Annotated in this window: 27 protein-coding genes and 1 pseudogene; 15 read left to right on the top strand and 13 right to left on the bottom strand. The window is 73.4% G+C overall.

The window, feature by feature from the left end; genetic code table 11:
- Nucleotides 1–32 precede the first annotated feature (32 nt).
- Complete coding sequence (locus C9F11_RS04005; protein ID WP_138957946.1) at nt 33–1,997, top strand: hypothetical protein; 1,965 nt, start codon at nt 33–35, stop codon at nt 1,995–1,997.
- A 111-nt stretch (nt 1,998–2,108) separates the two neighbouring features.
- Complete coding sequence (locus C9F11_RS04000; RefSeq protein WP_138957945.1) at nt 2,109–3,209, top strand: beta-propeller fold lactonase family protein; 1,101 nt, start codon at nt 2,109–2,111, stop codon at nt 3,207–3,209.
- 22 nt (nt 3,210–3,231) lie between these two features.
- Here C9F11_RS04000 and C9F11_RS03995 read toward each other — a convergent pair whose 3' ends face one another.
- On the bottom strand, nt 3,232–3,684 hold the full coding sequence (locus tag C9F11_RS03995) for a MarR family transcriptional regulator (RefSeq protein ID WP_138957944.1): 453 nt from the start codon (nt 3,682–3,684) through the stop codon (nt 3,232–3,234).
- A complete protein-coding gene (locus C9F11_RS03990; protein ID WP_138957943.1) occupies nt 3,684–5,126 on the bottom strand; it encodes an MFS transporter in 1,443 nt (480 codons plus the stop codon). The genes C9F11_RS03995 and C9F11_RS03990 overlap by 1 nt, the downstream gene beginning before the upstream one ends.
- Nucleotides 5,127–5,433: 307 nt before the next feature.
- On the opposite strand from C9F11_RS03990, the pseudogene C9F11_RS03985 reads away from it, so the two are divergent.
- Nucleotides 5,434–5,754, top strand: a pseudogene (locus C9F11_RS03985) (DUF4232 domain-containing protein); the annotation flags it as partial.
- Between the two features lie 32 nt (nt 5,755–5,786).
- Here the strand turns inward: C9F11_RS03985 and C9F11_RS03980 are convergent.
- Entirely contained in the window at nt 5,787–6,503 is a 717-nt protein-coding gene (locus C9F11_RS03980; RefSeq protein ID WP_138957942.1) for a VC0807 family protein, read from the bottom strand.
- Between the two features lie 180 nt (nt 6,504–6,683).
- The gene (locus tag C9F11_RS03975) at nt 6,684–7,559 is read right to left on the bottom strand and encodes a sigma-70 family RNA polymerase sigma factor (protein ID WP_138957941.1); all 876 of its coding nucleotides are present in this window, start codon (nt 7,557–7,559) and stop codon (nt 6,684–6,686) included.
- Between the two features lie 86 nt (nt 7,560–7,645).
- Here C9F11_RS03975 and C9F11_RS03970 point away from each other — a divergent pair, with 86 nt between their 5' ends.
- Complete coding sequence (locus C9F11_RS03970) at nt 7,646–8,104, top strand: carboxymuconolactone decarboxylase family protein (RefSeq protein ID WP_138957940.1); 459 nt, start codon at nt 7,646–7,648, stop codon at nt 8,102–8,104.
- Between the two features lie 264 nt (nt 8,105–8,368).
- The gene (locus C9F11_RS03965) at nt 8,369–8,959 is read left to right on the top strand and encodes a lytic polysaccharide monooxygenase auxiliary activity family 9 protein (protein WP_138957939.1); all 591 of its coding nucleotides are present in this window, start codon (nt 8,369–8,371) and stop codon (nt 8,957–8,959) included.
- Nucleotides 8,960–9,067: 108 nt separating this feature from the next.
- Here C9F11_RS03965 and C9F11_RS03960 read toward each other — a convergent pair whose 3' ends face one another.
- Nucleotides 9,068–9,772 carry a TetR/AcrR family transcriptional regulator C-terminal domain-containing protein gene (locus C9F11_RS03960; RefSeq protein WP_138957938.1) on the bottom strand — a complete coding sequence of 235 codons (705 nt, stop codon included), beginning with the start codon at nt 9,770–9,772 and terminating at the stop codon, nt 9,068–9,070.
- A gap of 104 nt (nt 9,773–9,876) precedes the next feature.
- Between C9F11_RS03960 and C9F11_RS03955 the strand changes: the two genes are divergently transcribed.
- The 3 genes from C9F11_RS03955 (at nt 9,877) to C9F11_RS03945 (ending at nt 12,509) form a co-directional block, all read left to right on the top strand.
- Complete coding sequence (locus C9F11_RS03955) at nt 9,877–11,250, top strand: serine hydrolase domain-containing protein (protein WP_138957937.1); 1,374 nt, start codon at nt 9,877–9,879, stop codon at nt 11,248–11,250.
- 128 nt (nt 11,251–11,378) lie between these two features.
- Nucleotides 11,379–11,612, top strand: coding sequence for a hypothetical protein (locus C9F11_RS03950; protein WP_138966024.1), 234 nt, complete (start codon nt 11,379–11,381; stop codon nt 11,610–11,612).
- Between the two features lie 27 nt (nt 11,613–11,639).
- The gene (locus C9F11_RS03945; protein ID WP_138966022.1) at nt 11,640–12,509 is read left to right on the top strand and encodes a class I SAM-dependent methyltransferase; all 870 of its coding nucleotides are present in this window, start codon (nt 11,640–11,642) and stop codon (nt 12,507–12,509) included.
- Nucleotides 12,510–12,547: 38 nt separating this feature from the next.
- Here C9F11_RS03945 and C9F11_RS03940 read toward each other — a convergent pair whose 3' ends face one another.
- The gene (locus C9F11_RS03940) at nt 12,548–12,892 is read right to left on the bottom strand and encodes a MerR family transcriptional regulator (RefSeq protein ID WP_138957936.1); all 345 of its coding nucleotides are present in this window, start codon (nt 12,890–12,892) and stop codon (nt 12,548–12,550) included.
- A gap of 107 nt (nt 12,893–12,999) precedes the next feature.
- Between C9F11_RS03940 and C9F11_RS03935 the strand changes: the two genes are divergently transcribed.
- On the top strand, nt 13,000–13,803 hold the full coding sequence (locus tag C9F11_RS03935; RefSeq protein ID WP_138957935.1) for an aminotransferase class IV family protein: 804 nt from the start codon (nt 13,000–13,002) through the stop codon (nt 13,801–13,803).
- 13 nt (nt 13,804–13,816) lie between these two features.
- Here C9F11_RS03935 and C9F11_RS03930 read toward each other — a convergent pair whose 3' ends face one another.
- Nucleotides 13,817–16,162, bottom strand: a complete 2,346-nt coding sequence (locus C9F11_RS03930) for a glycosyl hydrolase family 65 protein (RefSeq protein WP_138957934.1) — start codon at nt 16,160–16,162, stop codon at nt 13,817–13,819.
- Nucleotides 16,159–16,899, bottom strand: coding sequence for an HAD-IA family hydrolase (locus C9F11_RS03925; RefSeq protein ID WP_171076050.1), 741 nt, complete (start codon nt 16,897–16,899; stop codon nt 16,159–16,161). The genes C9F11_RS03930 and C9F11_RS03925 overlap by 4 nt, the downstream gene beginning before the upstream one ends.
- A gap of 454 nt (nt 16,900–17,353) precedes the next feature.
- Here C9F11_RS03925 and C9F11_RS03920 point away from each other — a divergent pair, with 454 nt between their 5' ends.
- Nucleotides 17,354–17,731 carry a nuclear transport factor 2 family protein gene (locus tag C9F11_RS03920; RefSeq protein WP_138957932.1) on the top strand — a complete coding sequence of 126 codons (378 nt, stop codon included), beginning with the start codon at nt 17,354–17,356 and terminating at the stop codon, nt 17,729–17,731.
- Nucleotides 17,732–17,773: 42 nt separating this feature from the next.
- Here the strand turns inward: C9F11_RS03920 and C9F11_RS03915 are convergent, their stop codons facing one another.
- Nucleotides 17,774–18,613: an NAD(P)H-binding protein gene (locus C9F11_RS03915; protein WP_138957931.1), complete on the bottom strand. Its 840-nt coding sequence runs from the start codon at nt 18,611–18,613 to the stop codon at nt 17,774–17,776.
- A gap of 92 nt (nt 18,614–18,705) precedes the next feature.
- Between C9F11_RS03915 and C9F11_RS03910 the strand changes: the two genes are divergently transcribed.
- Nucleotides 18,706–19,077: a helix-turn-helix domain-containing protein gene (locus C9F11_RS03910; RefSeq protein ID WP_138957930.1), complete on the top strand. Its 372-nt coding sequence runs from the start codon at nt 18,706–18,708 to the stop codon at nt 19,075–19,077.
- A 338-nt stretch (nt 19,078–19,415) separates the two neighbouring features.
- Here C9F11_RS03910 and C9F11_RS03905 read toward each other — a convergent pair whose 3' ends face one another.
- Nucleotides 19,416–20,015: a TetR/AcrR family transcriptional regulator gene (locus C9F11_RS03905; RefSeq protein WP_138957929.1), complete on the bottom strand. Its 600-nt coding sequence runs from the start codon at nt 20,013–20,015 to the stop codon at nt 19,416–19,418.
- A 70-nt stretch (nt 20,016–20,085) separates the two neighbouring features.
- Here C9F11_RS03905 and C9F11_RS03900 point away from each other — a divergent pair, with 70 nt between their 5' ends.
- A complete protein-coding gene (locus C9F11_RS03900; RefSeq protein WP_138957928.1) occupies nt 20,086–20,961 on the top strand; it encodes a cupin domain-containing protein in 876 nt (291 codons plus the stop codon).
- A gap of 74 nt (nt 20,962–21,035) precedes the next feature.
- Here the strand turns inward: C9F11_RS03900 and C9F11_RS03895 are convergent, their stop codons facing one another.
- A complete protein-coding gene (locus C9F11_RS03895) occupies nt 21,036–21,407 on the bottom strand; it encodes a MerR family transcriptional regulator (protein ID WP_138957927.1) in 372 nt (123 codons plus the stop codon).
- Nucleotides 21,408–21,524: 117 nt separating this feature from the next.
- Here C9F11_RS03895 and C9F11_RS03890 point away from each other — a divergent pair, with 117 nt between their 5' ends.
- A complete protein-coding gene (locus C9F11_RS03890) occupies nt 21,525–22,586 on the top strand; it encodes an alkene reductase (RefSeq protein ID WP_138957926.1) in 1,062 nt (353 codons plus the stop codon).
- A gap of 177 nt (nt 22,587–22,763) precedes the next feature.
- The gene (locus tag C9F11_RS03885; RefSeq protein ID WP_138957925.1) at nt 22,764–23,633 is read left to right on the top strand and encodes an MBL fold metallo-hydrolase; all 870 of its coding nucleotides are present in this window, start codon (nt 22,764–22,766) and stop codon (nt 23,631–23,633) included.
- 46 nt (nt 23,634–23,679) lie between these two features.
- Here C9F11_RS03885 and C9F11_RS03880 read toward each other — a convergent pair whose 3' ends face one another.
- A complete protein-coding gene (locus C9F11_RS03880; protein WP_138957924.1) occupies nt 23,680–25,131 on the bottom strand; it encodes an amidase in 1,452 nt (483 codons plus the stop codon).
- 127 nt (nt 25,132–25,258) lie between these two features.
- On the opposite strand from C9F11_RS03880, the gene C9F11_RS03875 reads away from it, so the two are divergent.
- A complete protein-coding gene (locus C9F11_RS03875) occupies nt 25,259–25,864 on the top strand; it encodes a TetR/AcrR family transcriptional regulator (RefSeq protein WP_138957923.1) in 606 nt (201 codons plus the stop codon).
- A 16-nt stretch (nt 25,865–25,880) separates the two neighbouring features.
- On the opposite strand, the gene C9F11_RS03870 is transcribed toward C9F11_RS03875, so the two are convergent.
- A complete protein-coding gene (locus C9F11_RS03870; protein ID WP_138957922.1) occupies nt 25,881–26,777 on the bottom strand; it encodes a LysR family transcriptional regulator in 897 nt (298 codons plus the stop codon).
- Between the last annotated feature and the right edge of the window lie 126 nt (nt 26,778–26,903).

The following is a 26,903-nucleotide window of genomic DNA, read 5'->3' as shown; positions in this document are numbered from 1 at the left end:
TCGCCTACAGCCGTTGGAAGGCTTTGTGATCAATGTCCTCAGCACGGCGACGCACGGCACCCCCGCCCTCCACCGGCCGGCTGGAACGGACCGAGGCCACCCTGGTCGACCGGTACGCACACCTGGTGCGCCTGGCCTACCTCACGCTCCCTCCCGAACTCGGCAGACACCGCAAGGTCCTTGTCGCGCAGGCACTAGTGCAGCGCGCGCTGCCGCGCCTGCCCGCCGCCGCGCTCCTGCCCCGGCAGCGCACTGACGGCGCGGCCGCCGAAGCGGACTGGCTGTACGCCCGCGTCCTGCGGTCGGCGCTCGCGTACGACCGGCGCCCGCGCGGCTGGCCCGCGCGCGTACCCCCGCCGCGCGCACTCCGGCCCCGCCTCCCGGTGGTATGGGGGCTGCGCCTCACACCGCACGCGGGCGGTGCCGAGGAGATCGCGCTCAGCCGGATGCTCGCCGAGGCCCCGCCCGCCGCGCGCGCCGCCCTCGCCCTGCGCTGCGGCGACGACATGCCGGACGAGCGCGTGCGCGAACTGCTCCTGGCCGTCGGGGAGAAGGATCCGGCCGCCGCCCTGGCCGCCGCCGATGACCTGCGCGCACACGCGGGCACCGACCCGCGGACCCTGCTGGGCTCCGCGGAGTTCGACGCCTGCTCCGTCCGCACCCGCCCGACCGACCTGCTGCGCCGCAGGCACCGCGTCCGACTCGGCTGCCTCGTCGCGGCGGTGACGGCGTGCGGCACGGTGCTCACCGTCTCCTCCTCCCCGGCGGGCCCTCCCGAGGACGCGCGGACGCGCCCGGTCCGGGCGCCGCGGGTCACCCCCGACCATCTCGTGCACACCTCCTCCGCCGCCTGGGCCGACACGGCGCGCGTCGACTTCACCGCCTGGCCCGCCCGAGGCGGGCGCACCGACGACGACGCGCTCCTCACCCGGGCCCTGGACACCTGGGCCGCGCCGCCCCCCGGCACCGCCGCGGCCGGGACGAGGGCCACCGCCCCGGTGCCGCCCACGCGCGGCGCCCGCCTCCTGTACGCGGGCGACGTCGACGGCCGCGCCGTGGTCCTGCTCCACGACAACGACCGGGTCGTGCGGTACAGCGAACCCCTCGACTCCCCGGGCCGCCCGTCACTCGACGTCGCGCGCGCCGACGAAGCCGGAGTCACCACCGCGGCCGCCCTCGTCGTCGCGCGCCACGACGGCGCCGTGCGCTACCTCACCGCACCCTGGATCGCCGAGGCGCAGACCCGGGACCTGCTGCGCCCCGACACCCCCGGACGCCCGCTGCACACCACGAAGGACGGCGTCACCGACCCCGTCGACACACCCCGAACCGCGGGCGCCTGCTCGGGCCTGCCGGTCCTCCAACTCCGCTCGTCCGTACGGATCGTGGAGAAGCACGCCTTCCTCGTCACCGACCTCGGCGGCCTCACCCCCACCCACCTGAGCTACACCCCGTCCCCGCACTCCGGTGCCCCCGCGCGGCAGCCGCGCGAGGCCACCGGGCCCGCCGCGCTCACGGCCTGGGCCCGCACGGCGTGCGAGCTGCGCGCCCTGCGCGACGACGGCGTTCGCGCGGTGAACCTGTGGGACTTCGCGGAGCAGGACCTGCCCGAGCGCGGCGGCCGCGCCGTCTGGTCCTGCACCCGCGTCTCCACGTGGGCCGGGACCGGCGACATCCAGGTGCACCTGCGCCCGCCCGCGCGCACGGCCACCGCCCCCGCCCGCCTCGTCGCCCGCGACCGGTCCACCGCCACCTGCAGCCGCTTCGGCCAGCACGTCGTGGCAAGCACCGCCTGGACGACCGACTCCGGACGCCGCTACGTCCTCGCGGCGGGCAGCAGGGACATCCGCCGGCTCACCGTCACCGGGGACGCCCGCGCCACCGAGGACGGCAACACCCTCGCCGTCCGCGCCCCCAAGGAGGCGACCCTCACCGTGCGCGGCCGCACCGCGGAGGGCGCGAGCGTGGCGGCGGTGGGCGGGCCCCGGGCGCCCTAGGGTGACCGGTTGGCGCCTGCGGCGGGCCCACGGCCGCGCCGCGCCGGGCGCGTCGGCGTAGCCTGGCCCCGCCGACGCGAGGGCGCGGTGTTCTCCGTGGGGGAGGGTGGCATGAAGTCCCTTGGTTCCAGAGCTCGTTGGCTGACGTCGCTGGTGGCCGCCGGGGTGCTGATGGTCACCGGCGCGGGCGCCGCCGCCGCGGAACCGGAGCCGGTGCCGGGCGTGGAGAACCTCATCCCCTTCCCGGCGGCCCGGCACGCGCGTGCCCCGCTGGTCAGCGCGGACGGCACCCAGGCGTACGTCGGAGCGGCCGAGGCCACCGGAACCAAGCTGTACGTCGTCGACACCCAGGCCGGGGAGGTCACCGCGGAGGTGTCCACAGGCACCGGAGGGTGGGCCGGGCCCATGGTGTTCGGCGCCCGCGGCCGACTGATCTACCTGGTCACCGAAGGCACCCTCAACGTCGTCGACACGACCACCCACACCCTGCGCGCCAGCATCCCCGTCCCCGACCAGCCACGGCCCCCCGGCTCCCGGCCCGGATCGCTGTCACGCATGGCCATCAGCCCGGACGGGGCGACGATCTACCTCGACCAGAGCGGCCCGCACGACGGCGGGCCGGGCGTCGGCCCGTCCCGCCTCCTGGTGTTCTCCACGGCCCGGCGCGCGTTCACCGCGACCGTACCGCTGCCCGGCGACAGCCCGCGCGACATCGTCGTACGGCCGAACGGCAAGGACGTCTACGTCAGCGGCGACGCCGGCCTGACCCGCCTGGACGCCTCGGCGGGCGTCCCGAAGGTGGTGCGCACCATCACGGCCACCGGCTTCGTCGACGAACTGGCGCTCACCCCCGACGGCCGCCGCCTGTACGCGCTGTCCAAGCCGGACGGACACGCCGCCGTGGTCGACCTCACGCGGGACAGCGTCCTGACCGCCATCGACTTCCGGTCGGATTTCTCCCCGGTCTCCAGCCCGGCCGTGAGCCAGGACGGCAGCCGCTTCTACGTGCTCGTGGACGACCACCGCACCGCGCCGAAGGTGCTGTCCTACGCGACGGACACCCACACCCAGGTCACCGACGAGACGGTCACCGACTTCGACGTGGAGCGCGCGTACGGCCTGACCGTGGGGCCCGACGAGGAAACGCTCTACATCTCCGGGGCCAACTACGTCGACGACACCGGATTCGCCCTCCAGATCGTCAACTTCTGACGCCGGGTGCCGCCACGAGGGCTCAGTCCAGGAGCTTCGCCACGACGCGGTCGAGCGCCTCGATGTCCTCCCGGGGCAGGGCGAGCAGCGCGTCGGGCGGGGTGGTGAGCATGGCGACGGCGAGCTCGGCCTTCTCCTGGCCGTCCTCGGTGAGGTGGACCAGCTTGGAGCGGCGGTCGGTGGGGTTGGTGATGCGTTCCGCCAGGCCGCGGCGCACGAGGTCGTCGACGATGACCGTGGTGTAGGGCGGGTCCGCGCCGAGCCGCTCGGCCAGCTCCCGCAGGCTGATCGGCCCCGCGACGAGGCGACGCAGCGCCCGCACCCGGCTGAAGCTCATGCCGAGGGCTTCGGACACGGCCTTGCGGAGGTCGTGGCGCTCCAGCAGGAGCGTGTGCAGCCCCTGCCAGGCGCGGGCTGCCGCCCTGGCGGTGTCGTCGTCCTTCTCGGGGCCCTTGTCGGCGTGCAGGCGCTCCATCAGGCGTTCAGTTTCTCCTTGGTCTCCTCGGCAGCGAACTGCCGCGCGGTGCGCTGCGCCGTTGCCCGGCCCCAGCGGCCGGTAGTGAGGGTACCCAGGATCAGCACGGCGGCGCCGCACCCGGCGACGATCCACCACGCCGTCCGGCCCGCGGCGACGAAGGCCCCCGCGTCCGTGCGGGCCGTACCCGCCATGAGGGCGCCGACGACGGCCACGCCGAGGGTCTGGCCGATCTGGCGGCTGGTGGAGGCCACGGCCGCCGCGACCCCCGCCTGCGCGCGGGGCATCCCCGACACCGCCGTATGCGTGATGGGCGCGTTGACCAGGCCGAAGCCGGTGCCGAAGAGCAGATACGCGACGACGAGCACGGACGTGGGAAGACGCTCGGCGTAGGTGAGCGCCTGGAGCACGGCGCTCGCGCACAGCGCCGCCCCGGCGAGCTGCAGTGGACGGCGCGGCCCCCGCGTGCCCACGAGACGGCCGGACACCGGTGCGGCCAGCAGCGCCGTGACCGCCATCGGCAGCATGAAGAGCCCGGCGTGCAGGGCGTCGTACCCCCGTACGTTCTGCAGGTACAGGGAGCTGACGAACAGGAAGCCGCCCAGCGCGGCGAACGTGACGACCGCGATCGCGGTGGCTCCGGAGAACGGCGCGGAACGGAAGAAGCGCAGGTCGATGAGGGGATCGCTGCGCCGGGGCTCGAACCACAGCAGACCGAGCAGCGCGCACAGCGCCGCCGCCGCACAGCCGAGCACGACGGGCGAGGTCCAGCCGCGCTCGGGCGACTCGATGATCGCGTACGTGAGCGAGGTGAGGAGCACGGCGATGAGGACCTGGCCGACCGGATCCATCCGCCGGGCCCGCGGGGCCCGTGACTCCGGTACGTACCGACGCGTCAGGAACAGCGCGGCCAGGCCGATCGGCACGTTGAGCCAGAAGATGGACCGCCAGCCGACGGACTCCACCAGGGCTCCGCCGACGATCGGTCCCGCGGCCATGCTGATGCCCACGACACCGCTCCACACGCCGATGGCGCGGGCGCGCTGCCGGGCGTCGGTGAAGGTGTTGGTGATGATCGACATGGCGACCGGGTTCAGCATCGAGCCGCCGACCGCCTGGAGCATCCGCGCGACGACGAGCCAGCCGAGGCCGGGGGCGAGGCTGCACAGGAGCGAGGCCGCGGTGAACACGACCAGGCCCACCTGGAAGACCCGGCGGCGGCCCACCCGGTCGCCGGTCGACCCGGAGAACATCAACAGGCTTGCCAGGACCAGCGTGTAGGCGTCGACGGTCCACTGGAGTCCGGACACCGAGGTGTGCAGATCGCGTTGGATGGAAGGGAGGGCGACGTTCAGGATCGTGTTGTCGAGGCTGACGATCAGCAGGCTCATGCAGCAGATGGCGAGCACGAGCCAGGGCCGCCGAGAGGGGGCGTCGGGCATGAGGGAGCTCCGATTTACTTGTGTTAGTGAAATCATTGTAAGCGTACAAGCAAATCGAGGGTGCCGCGCCGTGCGGCCGTGCCGAAGCGGCGTACGAGGCGGCGTCCAGCCGGACCCGGTCAAGGGCAGACGGGTAACGGGTCCGTCCCAGCGGGCAGTTGCCGCGAACGGGTGCGCGAAAGCAGGGGGAACCGTCGCCCCGGCCCGTCGTGCGGGGTGTGTGCGGGGGCGGTGGTGCGGGCGAGGCCCTGCCCGCTCGTGGCGATGCGCACCGGGCGGCAGGCACACTCCCCATCCGATGGAGAACGGCGGCCGGGACTGCACGATGGCGGGGTTCGCGGGTGTCGACCTGAAGACCAGCGAGGGGAATCTGTCCGCCGAGCGCACAGGTCAGCCCGCCGACCGAATGGTCCTCAAGGCCGGGAAGTCGGTGTCCTTCGGCATCAACGACCCGGTGAACGACTCGGGCGGCTCGGGTGTCCGCGTCACCGGGCTCGTGGTGACCCCGCCCGGCGAGACGAAGTCGTTCGGCATCGAGTGGCCGGGCAAGGGCACCCTGCCCGTCACCGACGGCTCCGGTTCGCCGGTGACGGTCGGCCCGATCGGCAGCGCGGGCCAGGGCGGCTGACCCGCCCCGCGCCCGGCCCTCGTACGTCCGGTTCAGCGGCCGGAGGAGACCGTCGCGGTGGCGAGGCCGCCCGGCGTGGGCACCGCCACGTCCTGGTCCGCGGCGGGCCGGTGCGCGCGCCGGGTGACCAACTCCTCCATGGGACCGGCCGCCCACCCGCCGGAGACCACGGCCGCGGCCGCCAGGGTCACGACGAGGACGACGGTGCCGAGGCCCACCATCGTGTCCACCGGCACGGTGTACGCGCCGATGACGCGCAGCACGCACTCCGTGACCAGGGCCGCGCCCCAGACCAGGGAGAACCGCCTCTCGTAGCGGCGGAAGCGGGGGTCGTCGGCCAGCAGCCGGTCCCACGCCGCGGTCCTGTCCGGCACGTTCTTGGTGACCCACGGCTTGAGCGCCGTCGTCATCAGCGGGCGGCCGCAGGCGACCGACACCAGGATGCCGACGCCGATCACGCTGCTGACCGCGCTGTCCTTCGCCAGCATCAGCCGCGGGTCGCCGCTGACCGCAGACAGGGCGAGGCCCACCGCGTTCACCGCGAGGACGAGCGCGGCGAAGGCGTTCAGACGCCGGTCCCGCACCAGGCCCCACACCGTTCGCGCCGCGGGGAACACACCGCTGACCGCCAGCGCCGTGAACGTGCCGACGCCCGCGCCCTTGAGCGCGTAGTACGCGGCCATCGGGGCGCCCGCGTCCACGATCAGCGGAGTCAGGCTCTCCCACAACGGGCTGCGGCGGCTGTTCACAACGGGCTCCTTCGAGGTCGGACGGCGTGCTCTCGGCGACAGGAACAGCCTGGCCGAGCCGCACGTCCGGGCGGCAGAGACCGCTGTCGTGCGTATGGCATGACATGTGTCATGTGTGCGGGGCGGCCCCGTTCCCGCGGGGCCGCCCCCCAAGGGCGAGCCGTCGTCCCCGGGAGGGGGTCACTCCGGCTCCGGCAGGTCCATGAGCGCGAGTCGGGGCGGGTCGACGACGGCGGTGATCGCGGTGATGCGGCCGTCGGCGACGGTGAAGGCGAGGAGGGACGCCGGGGTGCCGTCCTGGTTCCAGGAGATGACGCCGGGGCGGCCGTTGACGGTCGCCGCACGTCCCCGAGCCGCGCTGCCCGCCACTCGGGCGCGGGCGGCGACCTCGGTGGCTCCGATCGTGACGAACCGGCCGCCCGGGGCGTGCACGGTGAACTCCACCTCGGGGTGCAGGACCTGCAACAGCTGCTCGAACTGCCCCGCACGGGCCGCGGCCAGGAAGGCGCCGACCACCTCCCGTTCCCGCCGGCCGGTGGCTTCCGGCTGCCGGGCCGTGCGGACCTTCCTGCGGGCGCGGCTGGTGAGCATCTTGGTCGCGTCCGCGGACTTGCCGAGGATGGCGCCGATCTCCCCGTGGGGCACGGCGAACACGTCGTGCAGGACGAACGCGAGCCGCTCGTCCGGGCGCAGCGAGTCGAGGACCGTGAGGAGCGCGAGGCCGACGGAGTCCCCGAGCGCCACGAGTTCTTCGGGGGCGGGAGCGTCGTCGAGCGTCACGGTGTACTCGGGCAGCCGGTCGTCGAGGGGGACGTCGGGGCGGGTCCGGCCCGAGCGCAGCACGTCGAGGCTGATGCGGCCGACCACGGTGGTCAGCCAGCCGCCGAGGTTGTCGATGGTGCCGGCGTCCTGGCGCCGCAGCCGCAGCCACGCCTCCTGGACCACGTCCTCGGCGTCGGCGTGCGAGCCGAGCACGCGGTGGGCGACGGCCCGGAGGCGGTCGCGGTGGGCCTCGAAGGCATCGGCGATCGGATCCGCGGGGTGGGTGCCGGACATGGTGTTACCTCTCTCGAAGCTGCTCCGTCATAGGGGTGACGGGCACGAGCCCGGCAACGTAACCCGATGGAGGAGTGCACTCTCGCATGGAGAACCGGCTCAAGAACAAGAAGGCGAACAACGCGGACGTGTGGACCGCGATCCAGCACCTCCACAAGGCGATCGCGGCCGGGGGAGTCGACCCGAAGCTGCTCGCGCTGGTCCATGTGCGTGCCAGCCAGATCAACGGCTGCTCGGCGTGCGTCCACGCCGGAGTCACCGCGGGGAAGAAGGCCGGTGAGACCGACGAGCGGCTGCACGGCGTGGCGGCGTGGCGTGAGACGCCGTTCTACACCGACGCCGAGCGCGCGGCACTGGCCCTCGCCGAGGGCGCGACCCGGCTGCAGGACGGTGCGGAGGGCGTCACCGACGCGGCCTGGGACGAGGTCAACGCCCACTTCACGGAGGAGCAGATCGGCGCGCTCAATCTGGAGATCGCGCTGACCAACTTCTTCAACCGGATCAACCGCACCATCAAGGAACCGGCGGGGCAGACCTGGGGCTGAGCCGGGCCGCGCGCGGCGGCGACGACGGGGGCGGCGCGCGGTCGACGCGCGAGGTGGTCAGGTCGCTCGGCTTGCCCTGACGGGCTGTCATTGGTATGGACATGCCCAAATCCTGGGGCTAGTCTCGGACTTGGTCTAGACCGCGTCGGACGTGTGCCCTCCGGTTGTTCCGTGCCGCCGCCTTGCCCTCACTGTTCGACCAGGCGGTACGTCCGAGGGTGCGCGTCCGCCCCCACCCGCACCCTCGGACCACGGGAGCGCAGCATGCGCAGAAAGCTCACCTCGTTACTCCTGGGCCTCGGTCTCGCAGGCACGGCCGTGCTCGCCACCAGCGGCAGTGCCCAGGGCCACGGCTACACCGACTCGCCCGTCAGCCGCCAGCAGTTGTGCGGCAACGGCACCGTCCGCAACTGCGGGCAGATCCAGTGGGAGCCGCCGAGCGTGGAGGGGCCCAAGGGGTTCCCCGCGCGCGGGCCCGCCGACGGGAACATCTGCTCGGGCGGCATCGGGCGCTTCCACGAACTGGACGACCCGCGAGGCGGGAACTGGCCGACGACCAGCCTGACCGCGGGCCAGAGCCACACCTTCGTCTGGCGGATCACCGCCCGCCACGCCACCACCGACTTCCGCTACTACATCACCAAGGACGGCTGGGACGCCACCAAGCCGCTGACCAGGGCCGACCTTGACCCGCAGCCGTTCCTCACGGTGGCCTTCGGCGGCCGTCTGCCCGGCTCCACGGTCACCCACGCCGGGACCCTGCCCCAGAAGACCGGCCGCCACCTCATCCTCGGCGTCTGGACCATCGCCGACACGGGCAACGCCTTCTACGCCTGCTCCGACGTGCGCTTCTGACGGATCCCCGCGGACCTCGCCACCGCCTCCCCGGCTCGTGGGCGAACGCCGGGACCCCGCCCCGGGCCGGTCACCGGCCCGGGGCTCCCGCTGCGCTGCCGCCCGCGCTCACCCGCGCCGCGCGGCGGCGGCCGCGCGCTCCGCGCGGAGCCGGGCCTCGAAGCCGTCGAGGATGGCCCCGAGCCCGAACGCGAAGCTGCCGTCGGGCGCGGCGGTGTACTGCTCCGCGGAGGCGGTGCCGAGGCGTGCGCGCAGCCGCGGGTGGGGCTCGGCGGCCTCGGCGGCCCGGGTCATGGCGTCGGCCATCAACTGCTCGGCGTCCGCGCCGTTCTTGCCGAGGCGGCGCTTCAGCGAGACCTCCGCGGCGGGCCCGAGCGCACTGCCGAGGACGAAGACGAACACCGTGGCGGCGGCCCGGTCCGCGTCGTCGGCGGCGAAGCCCGCCTTCTCGTAGACCGCGAGGCTGAGGTCGTCGAAGCGCGCCTGGCCCGGGCCGTGCATGAGGTGGCTGCCGAACGCCTGGCCGAGCCAGGGGTGCCGGGTGAGCATCGCGTGCATGGCGGTGGCCTGGGCGGTGGCGGCCGTGCGCCAGTCGGTGGTGTCGGGGTCCGGCAGCTCGACCTCCTGCCAGGCCGCGTCGCTGGCGAGCCGGACCAGCTCGTCCTTGGTCTTGATGTGCCAGTAGACGGCCGTGGCGGCCGAGCCGAGCCGTCCGGCAAGGCTGCGCATGTTCAGACCGTCGAGGCCCTCGTCGTCCAGGAGCTCGATGGCCGCACGGACGATCCGGTCTGCGGTGAGCGTGTCTCGCACCATGAGGGGCACCCTACTTGCACTTAGTTCATGCCCGCTCTTGCACTTAGTTCAAGATGCGGTCTACGCTCCACTCGTACTTAGTTCAAGTTCCTGGAGGGGGAGCGATGTCGCAGGAGGAACTGGCCGAGGCGGTCGAGGCGCGGGCCAAGGAGTTCGGGGTTCCCGGTATGTCCGTGGGGATCCTGGTGGACGGCCGGGAGGTCTTCGCGTCGCACGGCGTGACGAGCCTCGCCGCCCCGGCGCCGGTCGACGAGAAGACGCTGTTCCACCTGGCGTCGGTGTCCAAGACGTTCACCGCGACCGCCCTGATGCGCCTGGTCGCCGAGGGGAAGGTCGACCTGGACGCTCCGGTGCGGCGCTACGTCCCCGAACTGCGGCTCGCCGACGAGGACGCGGTGGAGCGGATCACCGTCCTGAACCTCCTCAACCACACGTCGGGCCTGGACTGGAACCTGATCGACGACGGCCGGGGCGACCGCTCCCTGACCGGGCTCGTGGCGAAGCTGCGCGAGCTGCCGCTGATCGCGCCGCCCGGCACCCGCGCCTCGTACAGCCAGGCCGGGTACAACGTGCTCGGGCGGATCGTCGAGAAGGTCACGGACCTCCCCTTCGAGCAGGCGGTGGCCTCGCTCGTCCTGGAGCCGGTGGGCCTCCCGGACACCGTCTACGGCCTGGCCGAGGTGATGGTCCGCAAGTTCGCGGTGGGCTACAACCGGGGCGACGACGGCGCGTTGCGGCCCGCCCGGCCGTGGGGGGCCTTCAGGGAGGGCGCGCGCGGCGACAACCCCGGCGGCGGCATCGCCTCCTCGGCGAGCGACCTGCTGCGCTGGGCGCGCTTCCACCTCGGCGACGGCGAGGGCGTGTTGCCCGCAGAGGCGCTGCACCGCATGCGGGAGCGCACGGTCGACCTGCGCTCCAGCTCGCTAGGCGACGGCTTCGGCCTCTGCTGGTTCCTGCACGACCTGGACGGCGTCCGGGGGATCGGGCACGGCGGCTCGGGCAACGGGCAGTTCGCCGAACTGCTCGTCGTGCCCGAGCGGAACTTCGCGGTGGTCGCCCTGTCGAACGCGGGCCCGGACGGCTACACCTGCAACCAGTCCGTGGTGAAGTGGGCCCTGGAGCACTACCTCGGCGTCGTAGGGAAGGAGCCGGAGCCGCTCCCGTACGACGACGGACCGGCCCGGCGGGTCGCCGGGCGCTACGACATCGACGCCATGTACGTCGACGTCGCCGCCGACGGCACCCGCCTCACCCTGGCCGTCGAGATCAAGCCGGAGATCCGCGAGGCCTCGGACGAGGAGATGCCTCCCGGCTACCCGCCCGCGGCCATCGCCTTCCTCCCCGGCGGCCGCGACGAGTACCTCGTCCTGGAAGGCGGCCTCAAGGGGGAGCGCGGCTACTTCTCCCGCGACGCCGACGGCACGGTCACCGGCATCGACCTCGGCGGCCGCCTCTTCGCCAGGGTGGCGGCGCCCTGACTCCCGCGGCCTCCCGCAGTCGAGCATCCTGGCGAGCTGGCTTGCTCGTTGTCGGCGCTGACCGCCGAGGCGCTGACCGCCTACCTCGACGACGCCCATGCGCGGGAGCAGCGATCGGGCGGGGCGGACTGAGAGGGAGGCCTGACACGGCGACCGAAGGAGTCGAAGCCGTCTTCCTGGAGACGCACAACTGGGGCAAGGTGGCGAAGTCCTTCCAGGAGCTGGGCTACGACGCGCTCCCCGTCGACTCCGCCGTCGAGGTGGTCACGCCCTTCGAGGACACCCACTACGGGACCAGGGAGATGACCGTCCGTGACCCCGACGGACGGCTGTGGAGCCTCCAGGCCCCGGGTAGGAGCTGACCGTTGACCACGACGAGAGGGCGCACCATGTCAGTCGAGCGGACCGCCGAGCAGACCGGGGCCCCGGACAACACGGCGGTGCGCACCGCCCTGTGGCGGGCCCTGCACCTGGAGGTCGACGCACCGCCGCACGTGCTGGAGGACGAGGTCGGCCTGCGGCTCGCCGCCCCCGCCGACGGCTGGCGCGAGCGGCCGGACATGGACCCGCGGACCACCAGCGGCTTCCGCGCGGCCATCGTCGCCCGCGCCCGCTTCGTCGAGGACCTCATCGCCGAGCGGGCCGCCCACGGCGTCACCCAGTACGTCATCCTGGGCGCGGGCCTGGACACCTTCGCCCAGCGCAGGCCCGAACTCGCCGCGCGCCTGCGCGTCTTCGAGGCCGACGAGCCGGCCACCCAGGCCTGGAAGCGCCGCCGCCTGGCCGAACTCGGCCTCGACGTCCCCGAGTGGCTCCACCTGGTGCCGGTCGACTTCGAGTCCGGCGAGCCCTGGCCCGAGCGGCTGGCCGCCGCGGGCTTCGACCCCGGCCGACCGGCGGTCGTGGCCTCCACCGGCGTCAGCATGTACCTCACCAAGGAGACCACCACGGCGACGCTGCGCGAGGTCGCCGGACTCGCCCCCGGCACCACGCTCGCCATGACCTTCATGCTGCCGCCGGAGCTCGTCGACCCCGCCGACCGCCCCGGCCTGCGGGCGAGCACGGAGGGCGCCCGCGCGTCCGGCACGCCGTTCATCAGCTTCTACGCCCCGCGGGACATGCTCGAACTCGCCCGTGAGGCGGGCTTCGCCGACGCCCGGCACGTCTCGGCCGACGCGCTGGCCGCCCGCTACTTCGCCGACCGCGCCGACGGCCTGCGCCCGTCGACCGGGGAAGACCTCCTGCTGGCCACCGTCTGATCCCCCGGGCGGGCGCCCCGCGGCGCCCGCCCGGCGGGTCAGGGCTGCGTCAGATAGCCCGCGAGCGCGCCCCGGCTGCGCCGGAGGTCGTCGATGCGCTCGTCCATGGCCGCCAGCTCCCGGTCGAGGAGCTCCCGCAGATCCGCGCACCAGTCGAACCCGGGCTGTTCGCCCCGGGTGCAGGGCAGCACCTCACGGATCACCTCGGTGGTCAGGCCCGCGGTCAGCAGGGCCCGCACCTTGCGGACGGTGAGCACCGCGTCCTCGCCGTACTCGCGGTAGCCGTTCGGGCCGCGCTCCACCTCGAGCAGGCCCTGGGCCTCGTAGTACCGCAACAGCCGTGCACTGACGCCGGTACGCCCGGACAACTCCCCGATCAGCATCTGCTCCCGCCTCGTCCGCCCTTGACCTTGTCACCGATGTGAAGCCTTAACGTCGCCCCGTGACCCGGCATTCCACGCCCGGCACCGCACACCACGGGAGCGCAGCCATGACCTCTTTCGTCACCCACATCGACGGCCGCCCGGCCACCGCCGACGAGCTGGCGCCGCTCGCCTTCGCGGGCTTCGCCCACTTCACCGCCGCACAGGTGCGCGACGGCCGGATACGGGGACTCGACCTCCACCTACGACGGCTGCGGCACGCCTCGCAGGGGCTGTTCGGCCGGGCGCTGCCCGACGAGCGGATGCGCGCCCTGCTGCGGGCGGCGACAGCGGAAGGGCCGGGGGACCACTCCCTGACGGCGACCGTGTACTCACGGGCGGGCGAGTTCACCGCCGCCGGGCCCGCCGCCGAGCCCGCCGTGCTCGTCCGCACCGGCCCGGCCGCCACCGGCCCCGAGGGCCCGCTGTCCCTCGCCACCGTCGCCCACGAGCGGGACCTGCCCGGCGTGAAGCACGTGGGCGAGGTGGCCAAGACGCACCTCCTGCGGCAGGCCGTCGCGGCGGGCTTCGACGACGCGGCCTTCCTCGACCGCCGGGGCCGCCTCAGCGAGGCCACCATCTGGAACCTGGCCTTCTGGGACGGCTCCACCGTGCTCTGGCCCGTCGCCGACGTCCTCACCGGCACCACGATGAGCATCGTCCGCCGCCGCCTCGAGCGCCTCGGTGTCCCGCAGCGCGAGCGGGAGATCACCCCCGCCGACCTGCCGACGCTGGCCGGGGCCGTCGTCATGAACTCCTGGACACCGGGCGTCCCCGTCCACCGCATCGGCTCCGCACCGCTGCCCGAGGCCCCGGCCTTCCTGGACCTGCTGCACAAGGCCTACGAGGCGGAGCCGCTCGTGGCGCCCTGACGGCCGCCCCCGCTCAGGGGTGGGCGTGCGGGCGGCGGTGGGGCGGCTGGTCGGGGGCGGGCCGGGGCTTGAGGTCCGGGAGCTCCCGGCTGCGCGGCTCCTCGGGGCTGAGGGTGAGCGGCTCGCCGTAGTGGTGGATCGTCAGCTCCGGGCCGCTGAGGACCGTGTAGGTGACCGCCGTCGCCCGCACCTCCACGCGCAGGCACCGGCCGAGCAGCTGGAGCTTGAAGGCGACCCGGCTCAGCCGCTCGGGCAGCCGGGGGGTGAACTCCAGCGTCTCGCCGCGGCGCCGCATCCCGCCGAAGCCCGCGACGAGCGCCGTCCACGTCCCGGCCAGGGAGGCGATGTGCAGCCCGTCGCGCGTGTTGTTCTCCAGGTCCTCCAGGTCCATCAGCGCCGCCTCCACCAGATAGTCGTAGGCGAGGGACAGATGGCCGGTCCGGGCCGCGATGACCGCCTGGCTGCACGCGGACAAAGAAGAGTCGCGGACGGTGAGCGGCTCGTAGTAGGCGAAGTTGCGGTCCAGGTGCTCCTCGTCGAAGAACGCGGCACAGGTGTACATGGCGAGCACGAGGTCGGCCTGCTTGACGACCTGCTTGCGGTAGAGGTCGAAGTAGGGGAAGTGCAGCATCAGCGGGTACTGGTCGGGCCGGGTGGCCGCGAAGTCCCAGCGCTGGTAGCGGGTGAACCCCGCGTGCTGCTCGTGCACCCCGAGGTCGGCGTTGTACGGGATGTGCATGGCCTCCGCCGCGTCCCGCCAGGCCGCGCTCTCCTCGTCGTCGACGCCGAGCGCGGCGGCCGGTTCGGGATGGGCCTCGGCGAAGTCGGCCGCCGCGAGGAGATTGGTGCGCGCCATCAGGTTCGTGTACGTGTTGTCGTCGGCGATCGCGCTGTACTCGTCCGGGCCCGTCACGCCGTCGATGTGGAACGCCCCGTGCGCGTCGTGGTGGCCCAGCGACCGCCACAGCCGGGCCGTCTCCACCAGGAGTTCGACCGCGGTGTCGCGGACGAACTGCCCGTCGCCGGTGGCGTGCACATAGCGCACCACGGCGTCCGCGATGTCGGCGTTGACGTGGAAGGCCGCGGTCCCGGCCGGCCAGTACGCGGACCCCTCCGACCCCTCGATCGTGCGCCAGGGGTACGCCGCTCCCCGCAGCCCCAGCTGCGCGGCCCGCTCGCGCGCGGCGGGCAGCGTGGAGTGCCGCCAGCGCAGCGCCTCGGCGACCGCGTCCGGAGCGGTGTACGTCAGCAGCGGCAGGACGAACGTCTCGGTGTCCCAGAAGGCGTGGCCGTCGTAGCCGGAACCGGTCAGGCCCTTCGCCGGGATCGCGCGCTGCTCGGCCCGCGCCCCCGCCTGGAGGACGTGGAAGAGCGCGAAGCGCACGGCCTGCTGGATCTCCTCCGCGCCGTCGACCTCGACGTCCGCGTGCGCCCAGAAGGCGTCCAGATAGGCGCGCTGCTCGTCCGCGAGGCCCGTCCAGCCGGTGTCGGTGGCCGCCGCGAGCGCCGCGTCGACCTGGTCGCTCACGGCGGGCAGGGACCGCGTGCTCGACCAGCCGTAGGCCACGACCTTCTCCAGGCGCAGCCGCTGGCCCGGTTCGAGGACGGAGGTGACGGTGAGCCGGGCGACGTCGTCGCCGGACTCGCTGCCCGTCCGGGTCCTGTCGGGTCCGTCGACGGTGTGGTCGGCGGCCGCGGCGACCCGCAGCCCGCTGCGCCGGGTGCGGTGCACGAGGCGCAGGCGCCCGTCCCGCGCGAAGTGCTCCTCCGGCGCGAGCGGCGACTCCAGGACGGCCGACGCGCGGGGGTCCTTCGCGGGCCTCGGCAGCTGTTCGTTGGCCACCAGCTCCGACTGGACCACCACGCGGACCTGGCTGTCCACGGCCTGGACCTCGTAGGCGACGGCGGCCACCGAACGCTGCGTGAACGACACCAGACGGGTCGAGCGCACCCGCACGGTGCGACCGGCCGGGGAGGTCCACTCGCAGGTGCGCCGCAGCACCCCCGCGCGCAGGTCGAGGACCCGTTCGTGGGCGACCAGACGGCCGTAGCGCAGGTCGAAGGGCTCGTCGTCCACCAGGAGACGGATGACCTTGCCGTTGGTCACGTTGATGACCGTCTGTCCGGACTCCGGATAGCCGTAGCCCGCCTCCGCGTAGGGGAGCGGGTGGGTCTCGTGGACGCCGTTGAGGTAGGAGCCGGGCAGGCCGTGCGGCTCGCCCTCGTCCAGGTTGCCGCGCCAGCCCACGTGGCCGTTGGACAGGGCGAACACCGACTCGCTCTGCGGCAGGACGTCGAGGTTCAGGACGTTCTCGCGCAGGCACCAGGGCTCGACGCCGTAGGACGCGTGAGTGATCATGCCGCGCCCCCGAGTTCCGCGAGGTCGCCCACGACCCGGTCGGCGCCGTGGGCCCGCAGGGCGTCCGCCTGGCCGACGCGGTCCACGCCGACGACGTAGCCGAAGTGGCCGGAGCGGCCCGCGTCCATGCCGGCGAGCGCGTCCTCGAAGACCGCGGCCCGCGCGGGCTCGACGCCGAGGTCACCCGCCGCCGCGAGGAAGGTGTCGGGCCGCGGCTTGCCCGGGAGCTTCCGCTCGGCGGCGACCACCCCGTCGATGCGCACCTCGAAGAGCGCCTCCGCCCCGACCGAGCGCAGGACGTCGCGGCAGTTGGCGCTGGAGGAGACCACCGCCGTGCGCAGCCCCGCGGCGCGCGCGGCCTCGACGTAGCGCAGGGTGCCGTCGTAGGCCTCGACGCCGCCCGTGCGGATCTTCTCCAGGAGCAGGGCGTTCTTGTGGTTGCCCACGCCGTGGACCGTGGGCCGGTCCGGTGGGTCGTCGGGACTGCCCTCGGGCAGGTCGATGCCCCGGGAGGCGAGGAAGGAGCGCACCCCGTCGGCGCGCGGCCTGCCGTCCACGTACTCGTCGTACTCGGCGACCGGGTCGAACGGCCGGAAGCCGTCGCCCTCCCGCACGCGCAGGAAGGCGTCGAAGGCCTCCTTCCAGGCGGCGGCGTGGACGACGGCCGTCTTGGTGATCACGCCGTCGAGGTCGAAGAGGCAGGCCCGGACGGTGTCCGGAAGGCCGAGCTCGGTCAGATGAGGGCCTTGATTCGTCATGAAGGGCGTGTTCCCGGTCGGGAGCTTCTGAACAAGGAGGACGCACGTGCTGTCGGCCGACCGGGTGCCCCCTGCACCGCCGACCGGCGGGGTGTGCTCCACTTCACCCGCCGAGCGCCCGGAGGGCTGGAACAACGGGCGGCCGTTCACCGTTCTTCTCCACGTGACCGCGGAGGGGACAGTGTCCCCGGGCCTCACCTATAGCCCACAGGGACGATCGTTCGGCTGAAGCCCTGTGGAGCCCCCCGCCGAGAGGCGACCGCCCTCCGCTGTCACCACCCACGGCCCCGGCTGGTCTCCCCCGTCCAGCCGGGGCTCCCGCGTCTCGCGGGGCCGCTCGGCGCGGCACCCCCGTCCCGGGCCCGCCGCCGATCCCGGGACGGCTCCCGGGATCGGCGGGCGCGGTCCGCGAGGCGCCTGGTATGACTGGTGCATGCAGGAAGAGACCGCGCGGTCCGCGATCGACACGTTCATCTCCGCCTTCAACGCCTCGAACGACAGTTACGTGACCTCGCTGCTCGCCCAGGCCCTGACCTCCGACGTGGTGTTCTGGGGGCCGTTGGGCCGCAGTGAGGGCATCGAGGCGGTCGAGCGGTTCGTGCTCGACATCCGGCGCCACCCGGCGGGCACCGGCACCATGGTGCGCTGCTCGGGGGTGGACATGCCGGACGAGTGGGCCCGCTACCAGTGGGTGTTCACCACACCGGACGGAGGCCCCCGCCTCGCGGGCACGGACGTCGTCCATCTGCGGCGCAGCCTCATCGACCAGATCATCGTCTTCGCGGGGGAGATCAAGCCGCCCTCGTCGTGAGCCTGCCTCGTCGTGAGCCTGCCTCTGCGAAAGGCGTCGACCTCAGCGGAACGCGGCGATGTTGCGGTCGACCCAGTCGCCGAAGGAGTTCGGCGTGCGCCCGAGGACGCGTTCCACGTCCGGGCTGATGCGCAGTTCGGCGGCGTTGGGCGCGCCGATGATGTCCAGGGTGTCGTCGGCGAGTTCCGCCGGTACGACCCGGGTCATCGCGGCCTTGGCCTCGGCGCGGGTGAGTTCGTGGAACCGCACCGGCGAGCCGAGCACGGTGGCGATGGCCTCCGCCTGCTGACGCGGTGTGATCACCTCGGGGCCGGTCAGCTCGTAGATCCCGCCGGTGTGGCGGTCGTCCAGCAGGCAGGCCGCCGCGACCGCGGCGATGTCGGCGGGGTCGACGACCGGGACCCCGGCGTCGCCGAAGGGCGCGGCGACCGTTCCTTGCGTACGGATGGACTCCGCCCAGGCCAGGGCGTTGGAGGCGAAGCCGCCCGGTCGCACGACGGCCCAGTCCATGCCGGAGCCGCGCAAGGTGTCCTCCAGCGCGCGCATCGCGACCCGCGAGGGGCCCTGCGGACGGGTCGCCACGCCCTGCGAGGAGAGCAGGACGACCTTGCGGACCCCGCAGGCCGCGGCCTGGTCGATCAGGTCGGCCGGCCTGGCGTCGGGGGCGTGCAGATCGCCGGACAGCAGCAGGAACAGCGCCTTCGCCCCGTCCAGCGCGGGGGCGAGGCCCTGCGCCTCGGACAGGTCGGCCCGGATGTGCCGGACCCCGGCGGGTACGTCCGCCGTGCGCCGTGACACCGCTGTCACCTGCTCGCCCGCCTCGGCCAGGGCCTGCGTCAGGGGCCGTCCCACATTGCCGGTGGCGCCGGTCACCACGATCATGTCGAGCTCCTCGTTCGTTGTGCGGTAAGGCACTTGACGCTAGGAGCCGGGCTTACCTTTCGTAAGAACATACCCGGAGGTAAGCTCCGGACATGAGAGAAGGCGCGCAGGTGGCACAGGCCGAGGCGGGGCCTCGGTATGAGGTGTTTCACACTGACTGCCCCGCGCGTGACGTGGTCGACCACGTGACCAGCAGGTGGGGCATCTGGGTGCTGATCTCCTTGCGGAGCAACAGCCTTCGCTTCTTCGAGCTGCGTGACAGCATCCGGGGCATCAGCGAGAAGATGCTCGCCCAGACCCTGCGTGCGCTGGTCCAGGACGGCCTGGTCTGGCGGGAGGTCGAGCCGACGACCCCACCCCAAGTCACCTACGGTCTGACTGAGTTCGGCAAGAACATCAGCGAGCCGCTGACAGACCTGTTCGACCGGATCACCCAGCACCTGCCGCCGCGCACCGCGGAGTAGCGCGGCAGCGGTCGCCCACGAGGCCGCGTCCGGCCTGATGGGCTCCTGCCAGGACCTGTCACGTGCAGCCCGACGGGCTACCGGAGCAGCCCGTGGGCGTCACCGTGCTCGCGGCCTCCACCGCGGCGCGAGGGGCCGGGTCCGCGTAGGCCGACGTGCCCATGGCGCTCAGCGCCAAGACCGCCGCCAAGCCGACCACTGATCGAACTGCCTGCCTGAGCATGAAGGGCCTCCAAGGCCGCTGAGGGGGAACTGGCTCTCCCAGTAGTCCAGTTGGCGATGGACGCCGGCTCAACGCCCGCTCAACAGCCCTGCTGCGGAAGGGTGTTCGGCGGGCGTCACGACGCCGGCCGAGCGGTGCCCGGTCCTGGCGGCGTCACCTGCGGTTCGAGGCCGGTCAGCGTGATGTCGACGAACCGCTTCCAGTCGCCCAGGTCCGCGCGGGCCACTGCCGCGAGCGCGCCCACGATCATGTAGAGGTCGCCGAACGTGGCGTCGGCGCGGAGGGTGCCGTCGTCCCTGCCCCGGTCGAGGATCTCGGTGGCGACGTCCTTGAGTTCGGCGCCGACCTGGCCGCGCGGCGACGTGGCGCCCAGGGCCGACTCGATCACGAGCGAGAGCGTACGGCCCTGCTCGTGGACCCGGCCGATGTGGAGCATGAGGCTCTTCAGGGCCGCCCGCGCCGTCGGAGCCGACGGGCAGGCGGTCCGCGCGAACGCGAGGATTTCCACGAAGCGTTGCTCGGCGACCGCCTCGACGAGGGCCTGCCGCGTGGGGAAGTGCCGGTAGACGGTGCCGACGCCGACACCGGCGGCCTTGGCCACCTCGGCCATCTGCACCTCCGCGCCGCGCTCGGCGAAGAGCGCAACAGCGGTTTCCAGTACGCGGGTTCGGTTGCGTCCTGCGTCGGCGCGCGGGCGCCGGGGCGGGGTTGACATGAGGGCGGGGTCCTCTACATAGTCGAACCGAATCGGAAGCGGAATCCGATTCCGTTTGGAAGGGTATCGCATGTCCAAGAATCGCTTCATTCTGCTCGATGCCGACGCGTCCCGCCCCAGCCGCACCCCACCGCCGTCGTCGCCGCTGTCACTCCTGGTCAAGGCCGACGCGGCCGACACCGAAGGCCGGTTCACCCTGCTGGAGGGCCGGGGCGGACACCCCGTGCCGTCGTACGACCGTGAGGAGTGCGATGTGTTCGTCTACGTCCTCGAAGGGGAGCTGGCCGTCGACCGCGACGGGGTCACGCACCGGCTCGCCCCCGGCATGTGCGCCCTGCTGCCGCGCGGGGTGAGTCACCGCGTGCACGACCCGTCCGCCACACCGGTGCGTGCCCTGTATCTCGTGGCGCCGGGGGCGCGGGAGGAGCCCCTGCGCGCGCCGGTGCCGGGGCGGACCCCGACGCGCCTCGGCGGTGTGGCCGAGGGGTCCGGCGACCCGGACCGGTTCATCGTCCTGGACCGGGGGCAGGCGCGCCCCGGGCGCGTCGCGGTGCCGCCCGCGTTCTGCGTGAAGGCCCGTACGGAGGACACCGAGGGCCGTTTCTCGCTCCTGGAGGTCGTCGTCGCCCAGGACATACCCCGGCACGTCCACCACGAGGCCGACGAGGCCATCCACGTACTCGAAGGCGAGCTGACCGTCGAGTACGACGGCCGCGTGCACACCGCCGCCGAGGGGCAGTTCGTCCTGCTCCCGCACGGCGTCCCGCACGCCTTGCGGCCGGGCTCGACGCCGCCGCCCAGGGTGCTCCAGATCTCGGCGCCCGGCGGTTGGGAGCGCTTCGTCGAGGCGACGTTCGAGGCCGGCGCGAAGGCCGGCGGCGGCAGGCTCGACGCGGCCGCGCTCAACCGCGTCGCGGCCCCGCACGGGATCACCTACGAGGAGTGACCCCTCGCCGACGACCGGCCCTCACGGGCGGGGCGCGGTGACCTTCTCCGCCCGGACCGGGCCCTGACGGCCCGTCACGACACCGTGCAGGGCTGCCCGGTGTGCAGCGCGGTGGTCGCCGTCGAGATGATGCCGTCGAGGCGGTCCCGGGTGTCCTTGAGGTCGCCGATCTGCTGGTCGATCCGGTCCCGCTCGCCCGCGAGCCAGGCGATCAGCTCCGGTGTCGCCTCGCCCGTGGCCGCGCACGGCAGGACCTCGCGGATCGACTTGCTCGGCAGCCCCGCGCCGTACAACTGCTGGATCAGCTGGACGCGGTCCACGGCACGGGCGCCGTAGTGCCGTTGGCCGCTCGGGCTGCGCCGGGCGCTGAGCAGGCCCTGTTCCTCGTAGTACCGCAGTGAGCGCACGCTCACGCCGGTGCGGGTCGCGAGTTCGCCGATGCGCATGTGGCCCCCCTGTGGCCTCTCTCACCTTGCCCCTGACGTCGATGTCAGGTTTTAGCGTAGCCGACGAACGGGCCGGAAGCCCCCGGCCCGCGCTCCTGCGGCCTGAGAGGCACCATCATGACCAGCCTTTTCGAGGGATTCCGCCTCGGTGAACTCGCCCTGCCCAACCGCGTGGTGATGGCTCCCATGACCCGGGCGAGGGCGGGCGCGGACGGGCTGCCGACGGCGTCGACCGCCGCCTACTACGCCCGGCGCGCCACCGCGGGACTCCTCGTCAGCGAAGGCGTCCAGCCCAGCCTGCTCGGCCAGTCGAACCCGAACACGCCCGGCCTGTACGACGAGGCCCAGGTGGCCGCCTGGCGGCCCGTCACCTCCGCCGTGCACACCAACGGCGGGCGCATCTTCGCCCAGATCATGCACGGCGGACGCGTGGGGCACCCGGACGTCGCCGGGCAGCACCCCGTGGGGCCTTCGGCGGTGGCGATGCGCGGCGAGGTGTTCGTCGGGTTCGGCGGGGAGGGCGGCCGCAAGCCCGCGCCCGTGCCGCGCGCCCTGACGCTGAAGGAGGTCGGGGGAGAGGCGGCGGCGTACGCGGACGCGGCCCGGCGCGCCGTGGCCGCGGGCTTCGACGGCGTCGAACTGCACGGCGCGAACGGCTACTTGATCCAGCAGTTCCTGTCGTCCAACGCCAACCGCCGCACCGACGCGTACGGCGGATCCGTCGCGGGCCGCATCCGCTTCGCCGTGGAGGCCGTCGAGGCGACCGCCGACGCCATCGGCGCCGAGCGCGTCGGCATCCGCCTGTCCCCCGGCGGCCAGGTCTGGGACATCGTCGAGGACGACGTGCCGGGCCTGTACGCCGCGCTGTTCGACGCCCTCGCCCCGCTGGGACTCGCCTACGTCCACGTCCTCGCGACCGCGCCCGACGACGTCCTGATGGGTCTGCGCAAGAGCTGGCCGACCGCCTTCATCATCAACCCCGGCGGCCAGATCGGCCCGGACGAAAGCACCCGGGCGCAGGGTGAGGACTGGCTGGCCCGGGGCGCGGACCTGGTCAGCTACGGGCGTGCCTATCTGGGCAACCCCGACCTCGTCGAGCGCTTCCGCACCGGCGCGCCGCTGCGCACCCTCGACCGGGAACTGTGGTTCCAGGGAGGGGACTCCGGCTACCTCGACTGACGGCCGTCCGACCGCCGCGTCACGATTCCTCCGCATTTGGCGGGCCGTCAGAAGGCCCTGCGGCCCGAAACACAAGGTCGGCACGGCCTACCGGTTCCGCTCACGGGCGGGATATTCCTGGAAGAGCCCCCGGGCGGAATCCTCCGCCCGGGCCCTCTTCCCGCGAAGGAGCCCGTCGTGGACGGATGGTACGTGGACGACCGCTGCACCAACTGCGATGTCGCGCGGCAGTTCGCGCCCGACCTGATCGGCGAGGCCGACGGGAAGTCGCGGATCCTGCGGCCGCCGCGCGACGCGGCGGAGAACCGGCGCTTGCACGCCGCCGTCTTCGCCTGCCCCACCCGGTCGATCCGCCCGGCGTCCGGGCAGCCGGACCGGGCGCTCGACCCCTTCCCGATGGCGCTCGACGACGGCGTCCTGATCTGCGGCCACAACGCGACCCGGACCGCCGGGGCCAACTCCTATCTGCTCCGGTGGCCGTCCGGCACCACCATGATGATCGACACGCCCCGCTGGAGCCGCGCCCTGGCCGAACGCTGCACGGCCCGGGGCCCGGTCACCGACGTGCTGCTCACCCACCGCGACCACGCCGCGCACGGCCGCCGCTACGCCGACCACTTCGGGGCCCGGCTGTGGATCCACGAGGGCGACCTCGACGCGGCCCCGGACGCGGACCGGGTCGTCCGCGGCCTCGAACCCGTGGAGGTCGGCGCGGGCGTCACCGTCCACCCGCTGCCCGGTCACACCCAGGGCAGCGTGCTCTACCTCGCCGACGACCGGTACTGCTTCAGCGGCGACAGCTTCTACTGGTCACGCGGCACCGGTGACCTGGAGGTCGCGGAGAGCGTGACCTGGTACTCCATCGAGGAGCTGGCCGCCTCCCTGGCACGGACCGCCGGGCGCCTGCGCTTCGAGTGGGTGCTGCCGGGGCACGGCGACCGCCGCCGCCTCCCCGCCGACGAGATGTCCCGACGGCTCGGCCTCCTGACCGAACGCGTACGCCAGTTGCGCCCGCAGCCCATCGACTTCACGGCCGTCCGCTGGTGAGCGGGCCCCTCCGGGCACTCCTCGGGAGCCCCCTTACGGGCACTCCTCAGCAGCCCGTAGGGCTCCCCGCCCACACCGCCGGGGTCCGGCCCGCCCACGGACTGGCCTGTTCGAGCTGTCCGGCGAGGCGGAAGAGGAGGCCCTCGCGCCCGTAACCGGCGGCGAACTGCATGCCGATCGGCAGCCCCGTCCCGGGGTCGGCCGTCACCGGTACGGACATGGCGGGCGTGCCCGCCACGTTGAACGGCATGGTGAACGGCGAGCGCTCGTTGAGGCGGCCGATCCAGCCGAGCCCGTCGAGCCCCTGCGCGCCCTCGGCGAAGGTCCCCAGCGGCATCGGAAGCTCCGGCAGGGTCGGCGTGAGCAGTACGTCGTACGCGTCGAAGGACCGTGCCAGGCTGCGGGCGACCCGGTTCCGCACCTCGAAGGCGGTGGCGAACTGGGGGCCGCTGACCCGCTGCCCGTAGTGGTAACCGGCAAGGGTCACCGGTTCGAGGGTCGAGGAGTCGACGGGCCTGCCGAGGGCGGTGGCGAGCCCGTCCACCAGAGCCGCGAGATTCGCCGTGATCAGACGGGCGTTGGCCAGCAGGAACTCCTCCTGGCCGACTCCGAGACCGACATCGGCCTCCGTCACCTCGTGCCCGAGCGACTCCAGCAGCAGGACGGTGCGGGAGAGGGCGGCGGCCACCGGCGCCGTGGTGCGGCGGCCGCCCCACGCGTGCGTGCGGACACCGATCCGCAAGGTGCCCGGGGGCCGGGTGACCTCCACCGCGTACGGCCGGGGCGGCTCCTGCGCGAAGTAGGGGTCGCCCGGCTCCGGGCCGCGGATCAGGTCGAGCAGGGCCGCGCTGTCACGCACGGTCCGGCTGACGCTGCCGTGCACCACCAGGCCGTTGAACATCTCGTCGATGTCCGGCCCCATCGAGACCCGGCCGCGGGTGGGCTTGAGGCCGAACAGGCCGTTGTGCGCGGCCGGTACGCGCAGCGACCCCGCGGCGTCGGTGGCGTGCGCCATCGGCACCACCCCGGCGGCGACGGCCGCGCCCGCGCCCCCGCTGGACCCGCCCGCGCTCCGCTGTGGATCCCACGGATTGCGGGTCGCGCCGTACAGCACCGGTTCCGTCGCCATGCTGTAGGCCAGCTCCGGCGTCGTGGTGCGCCCGAACGTCACGAGGCCGGCGCGGCGGAAGCGCCGCATCAGCGTCGAGTCGGCCCCGGACACGTGGCCCGCGGCGAGGCGGCTGCCCAGCTCCATCCGCCTCCCGGCCATGGCGACGCCGATGTCCTTGATCAGGAAGGGCACCCCGGCCAGCGGCGCGCTGCCGGGGAGGGGCCTGTCGTCGGTCGGCCACGTCTCCACGATGGCGTTGATCCGCGGATCGACCGCCCCCGCGGCCTCGCGTGCGGCCGCCTCCAGGTCGGCGGGGGTCACCTCGCCCGCGGCCACCAGCTCCGCGAGCCCGACGGCGTCGTAGTGCACGTACTCGCTGACTCTCACTGTCACTCCCAGCGGAAAGAACGGTACCGTTGAGTCCCAAACGATACCGATCGGTATCGCCTGGAACTGAGAGGTACCGTAGCAGGAGGTGGGAACCCCTCGACCGTTCGGACGTCACGGAGAAGTCATGGCATCGACCGCCAGCAGGCCGGGCAGGGTGGCGAAACTGCCGCCGCGCGAGCGCATCCTCGACGCGGCGGAGGAGCTCTTCCAGAGCGAGGGGATCCAGCGGGTGGGCGTCCAGGCGATCGCGGAACGGGCCGGGACCACCAAGATGGCGATCTACCGGCACTTCGACACCAAGGACGCGCTGGTCGCGGAGTGGCTGCGGATCCTCGCCGCCGACTACCAGGCGGCCTTCGACCGCGTCGAGGCCGAGCACCCGGACCGCCCGGGGGAACAGATCCTGGGACTGGCCCGCTTCATCGCCGACGGCCTGCCCGCCGTCTCGCACCGGGGCTGCCCGTTCGTCAACTCCCTCGCCGAGCTGCCCGACCGCTCCCATCCCGCACGGCAGGTGATCGAGCAGCACAAGGCCCACCAGCTGCGCAGGCTCGTCGCCATGTGCGCGCGCGCCGGTCTCTCCGACCCCGAACAGGCCGCGGCCGAGATCACCTTCGTACTCGAAGGCGCACAGGTCAGCACGCAGAACGGCAGCGTCGACCAGGCGGGGGCCCGGCTGATGAGGATCGTCGAAGCAATCGTCGACAGCCTGGGCGTGCCGCGCGGTTAGCCCGGGCGGGGCCGTTTCAGCGGGGCGGCGGCACGGCCTCCCCGTCACCGATGCCCAGCAGGGCGAGGAACGCGGACGCGGCGGGCGTCGGGGTGGAGCGGCTCCAGATGAGGCGCTCCACCCGCACCGGGCCGTCGATGACCCGCACGCTCCGCAGGCCGTGGAGTTCGGCCGCGAACGCCCCGGGCAGCAGGGCGACGCCGAGGCCCTGGCGGACCATGGGGGCCATCAGCTCGACGCCGGACACCTCGAAGGCCACCTCGCGCCGCAGCCCCGCCGCCGCGAAGGCCCGGTCCGACTGGGCACGGGCGGCGCTGCCCTCGGCGAAGTCGACGAAGGCCTCGTCGGCGAGTCGGCGCAGATCCACCTCGCGGTGCGCGGCGAGCGGATGGTCGGGGGCGACCACGGCGACGTGCCGCCCGTGGGCGAGCTCCCGGTCGTGGACGCCCCGCGGCCGGAAGTCGGGCCGCACGCCGAGGAACGCCGCGTCCAACTGGTCGTCGCGCACCCGCTCGACGAGCTGCTCGCTGGAGCCGGCGCGCAGGCTGATGCGCACCTGGGGATAGCGCCGACGGTAGTCCCGCAGCGTCGCCGGGAGGTCCACCGCCGTCACCGTGGGGATCGCCCCGACGGTCAGCTTGCCCCGCACCTCGCCGCCGGCCGCCGCCACCTCCGCGCGGGCCCGCTCGGCCGCCTCCAGGGCCTGGCGCGCGGCGGGCAGGAACGCCTCTCCGGCGGCGGTGAGCCGCACCCTGCGGCTGGTCCGCTCGAAGAGCCTGGCGCCCAGTTCCTTCTCCAGCCGGGCCACCTGGTGGCTGAGCGCGGACTGGACGACGTGGCACCGCTCGGCGGCGCGCGTGAAGCTGGCGGTCTCCGCCACCGCGAGGACGTAGCGCATCTGCTGGAGGTCCATGGACCCAGCGTGAATCACGATGGATATCAATGACAAGCATGTGTTGGACTAATGGATATCCACCGGGTGATCATGAAGTCAGCGGCGGGGCACGGCGGTCGGTGACGGATCACCGGCCGGCCACCG

The organism is Streptomyces sp. YIM 121038, from assembly GCF_006088715.1.
Taxonomy (GTDB): Bacteria; Actinomycetota; Actinomycetes; order Streptomycetales; family Streptomycetaceae; genus Streptomyces.
This window is presented reverse-complemented; position numbering and strand designations above follow the sequence as displayed.

What these genes read in the sequence shown, in the direction of transcription:
- C9F11_RS03870 (WP_138957922.1), bottom strand. Translation starts at nt 26,777, where the DNA reads ATGGACCTCCAGCAGATGCGCTACGTCCTCGCGGTGGCGGAGACCGCC.
- C9F11_RS03965 (WP_138957939.1), top strand. Translation starts at nt 8,369, where the DNA reads ATGCGCAGAAAGCTCACCTCGTTACTCCTGGGCCTCGGTCTCGCAGGC.
- C9F11_RS03875 (WP_138957923.1), top strand. Translation starts at nt 25,259, where the DNA reads ATGGCATCGACCGCCAGCAGGCCGGGCAGGGTGGCGAAACTGCCGCCG.
- C9F11_RS03935 (WP_138957935.1), top strand. Translation starts at nt 13,000, where the DNA reads ATGACCTCTTTCGTCACCCACATCGACGGCCGCCCGGCCACCGCCGAC.
- C9F11_RS03970 (WP_138957940.1), top strand. Translation starts at nt 7,646, where the DNA reads ATGGAGAACCGGCTCAAGAACAAGAAGGCGAACAACGCGGACGTGTGG.
- C9F11_RS03900 (WP_138957928.1), top strand. Translation starts at nt 20,086, where the DNA reads ATGTCCAAGAATCGCTTCATTCTGCTCGATGCCGACGCGTCCCGCCCC.
- C9F11_RS03990 (WP_138957943.1), bottom strand. Translation starts at nt 5,126, where the DNA reads ATGCCCGACGCCCCCTCTCGGCGGCCCTGGCTCGTGCTCGCCATCTGC.
- C9F11_RS03940 (WP_138957936.1), bottom strand. Translation starts at nt 12,892, where the DNA reads ATGCTGATCGGGGAGTTGTCCGGGCGTACCGGCGTCAGTGCACGGCTG.
- C9F11_RS04000 (WP_138957945.1), top strand. Translation starts at nt 2,109, where the DNA reads ATGAAGTCCCTTGGTTCCAGAGCTCGTTGGCTGACGTCGCTGGTGGCC.
- C9F11_RS03945 (WP_138966022.1), top strand. Translation starts at nt 11,640, where the DNA reads ATGTCAGTCGAGCGGACCGCCGAGCAGACCGGGGCCCCGGACAACACG.
- C9F11_RS03895 (WP_138957927.1), bottom strand. Translation starts at nt 21,407, where the DNA reads ATGCGCATCGGCGAACTCGCGACCCGCACCGGCGTGAGCGTGCGCTCA.
- C9F11_RS03975 (WP_138957941.1), bottom strand. Translation starts at nt 7,559, where the DNA reads ATGTCCGGCACCCACCCCGCGGATCCGATCGCCGATGCCTTCGAGGCC.
- C9F11_RS03960 (WP_138957938.1), bottom strand. Translation starts at nt 9,772, where the DNA reads ATGGTGCGAGACACGCTCACCGCAGACCGGATCGTCCGTGCGGCCATC.
- C9F11_RS03890 (WP_138957926.1), top strand. Translation starts at nt 21,525, where the DNA reads ATGACCAGCCTTTTCGAGGGATTCCGCCTCGGTGAACTCGCCCTGCCC.
- C9F11_RS03995 (WP_138957944.1), bottom strand. Translation starts at nt 3,684, where the DNA reads ATGGAGCGCCTGCACGCCGACAAGGGCCCCGAGAAGGACGACGACACC.
- C9F11_RS03915 (WP_138957931.1), bottom strand. Translation starts at nt 18,613, where the DNA reads ATGATCGTGGTGACCGGCGCCACCGGCAATGTGGGACGGCCCCTGACG.
- C9F11_RS03930 (WP_138957934.1), bottom strand. Translation starts at nt 16,162, where the DNA reads ATGATCACTCACGCGTCCTACGGCGTCGAGCCCTGGTGCCTGCGCGAG.
- C9F11_RS03910 (WP_138957930.1), top strand. Translation starts at nt 18,706, where the DNA reads ATGAGAGAAGGCGCGCAGGTGGCACAGGCCGAGGCGGGGCCTCGGTAT.
- C9F11_RS03955 (WP_138957937.1), top strand. Translation starts at nt 9,877, where the DNA reads ATGTCGCAGGAGGAACTGGCCGAGGCGGTCGAGGCGCGGGCCAAGGAG.
- C9F11_RS04005 (WP_138957946.1), top strand. Translation starts at nt 33, where the DNA reads ATGTCCTCAGCACGGCGACGCACGGCACCCCCGCCCTCCACCGGCCGG.
- C9F11_RS03920 (WP_138957932.1), top strand. Translation starts at nt 17,354, where the DNA reads ATGCAGGAAGAGACCGCGCGGTCCGCGATCGACACGTTCATCTCCGCC.
- C9F11_RS03905 (WP_138957929.1), bottom strand. Translation starts at nt 20,015, where the DNA reads ATGTCAACCCCGCCCCGGCGCCCGCGCGCCGACGCAGGACGCAACCGA.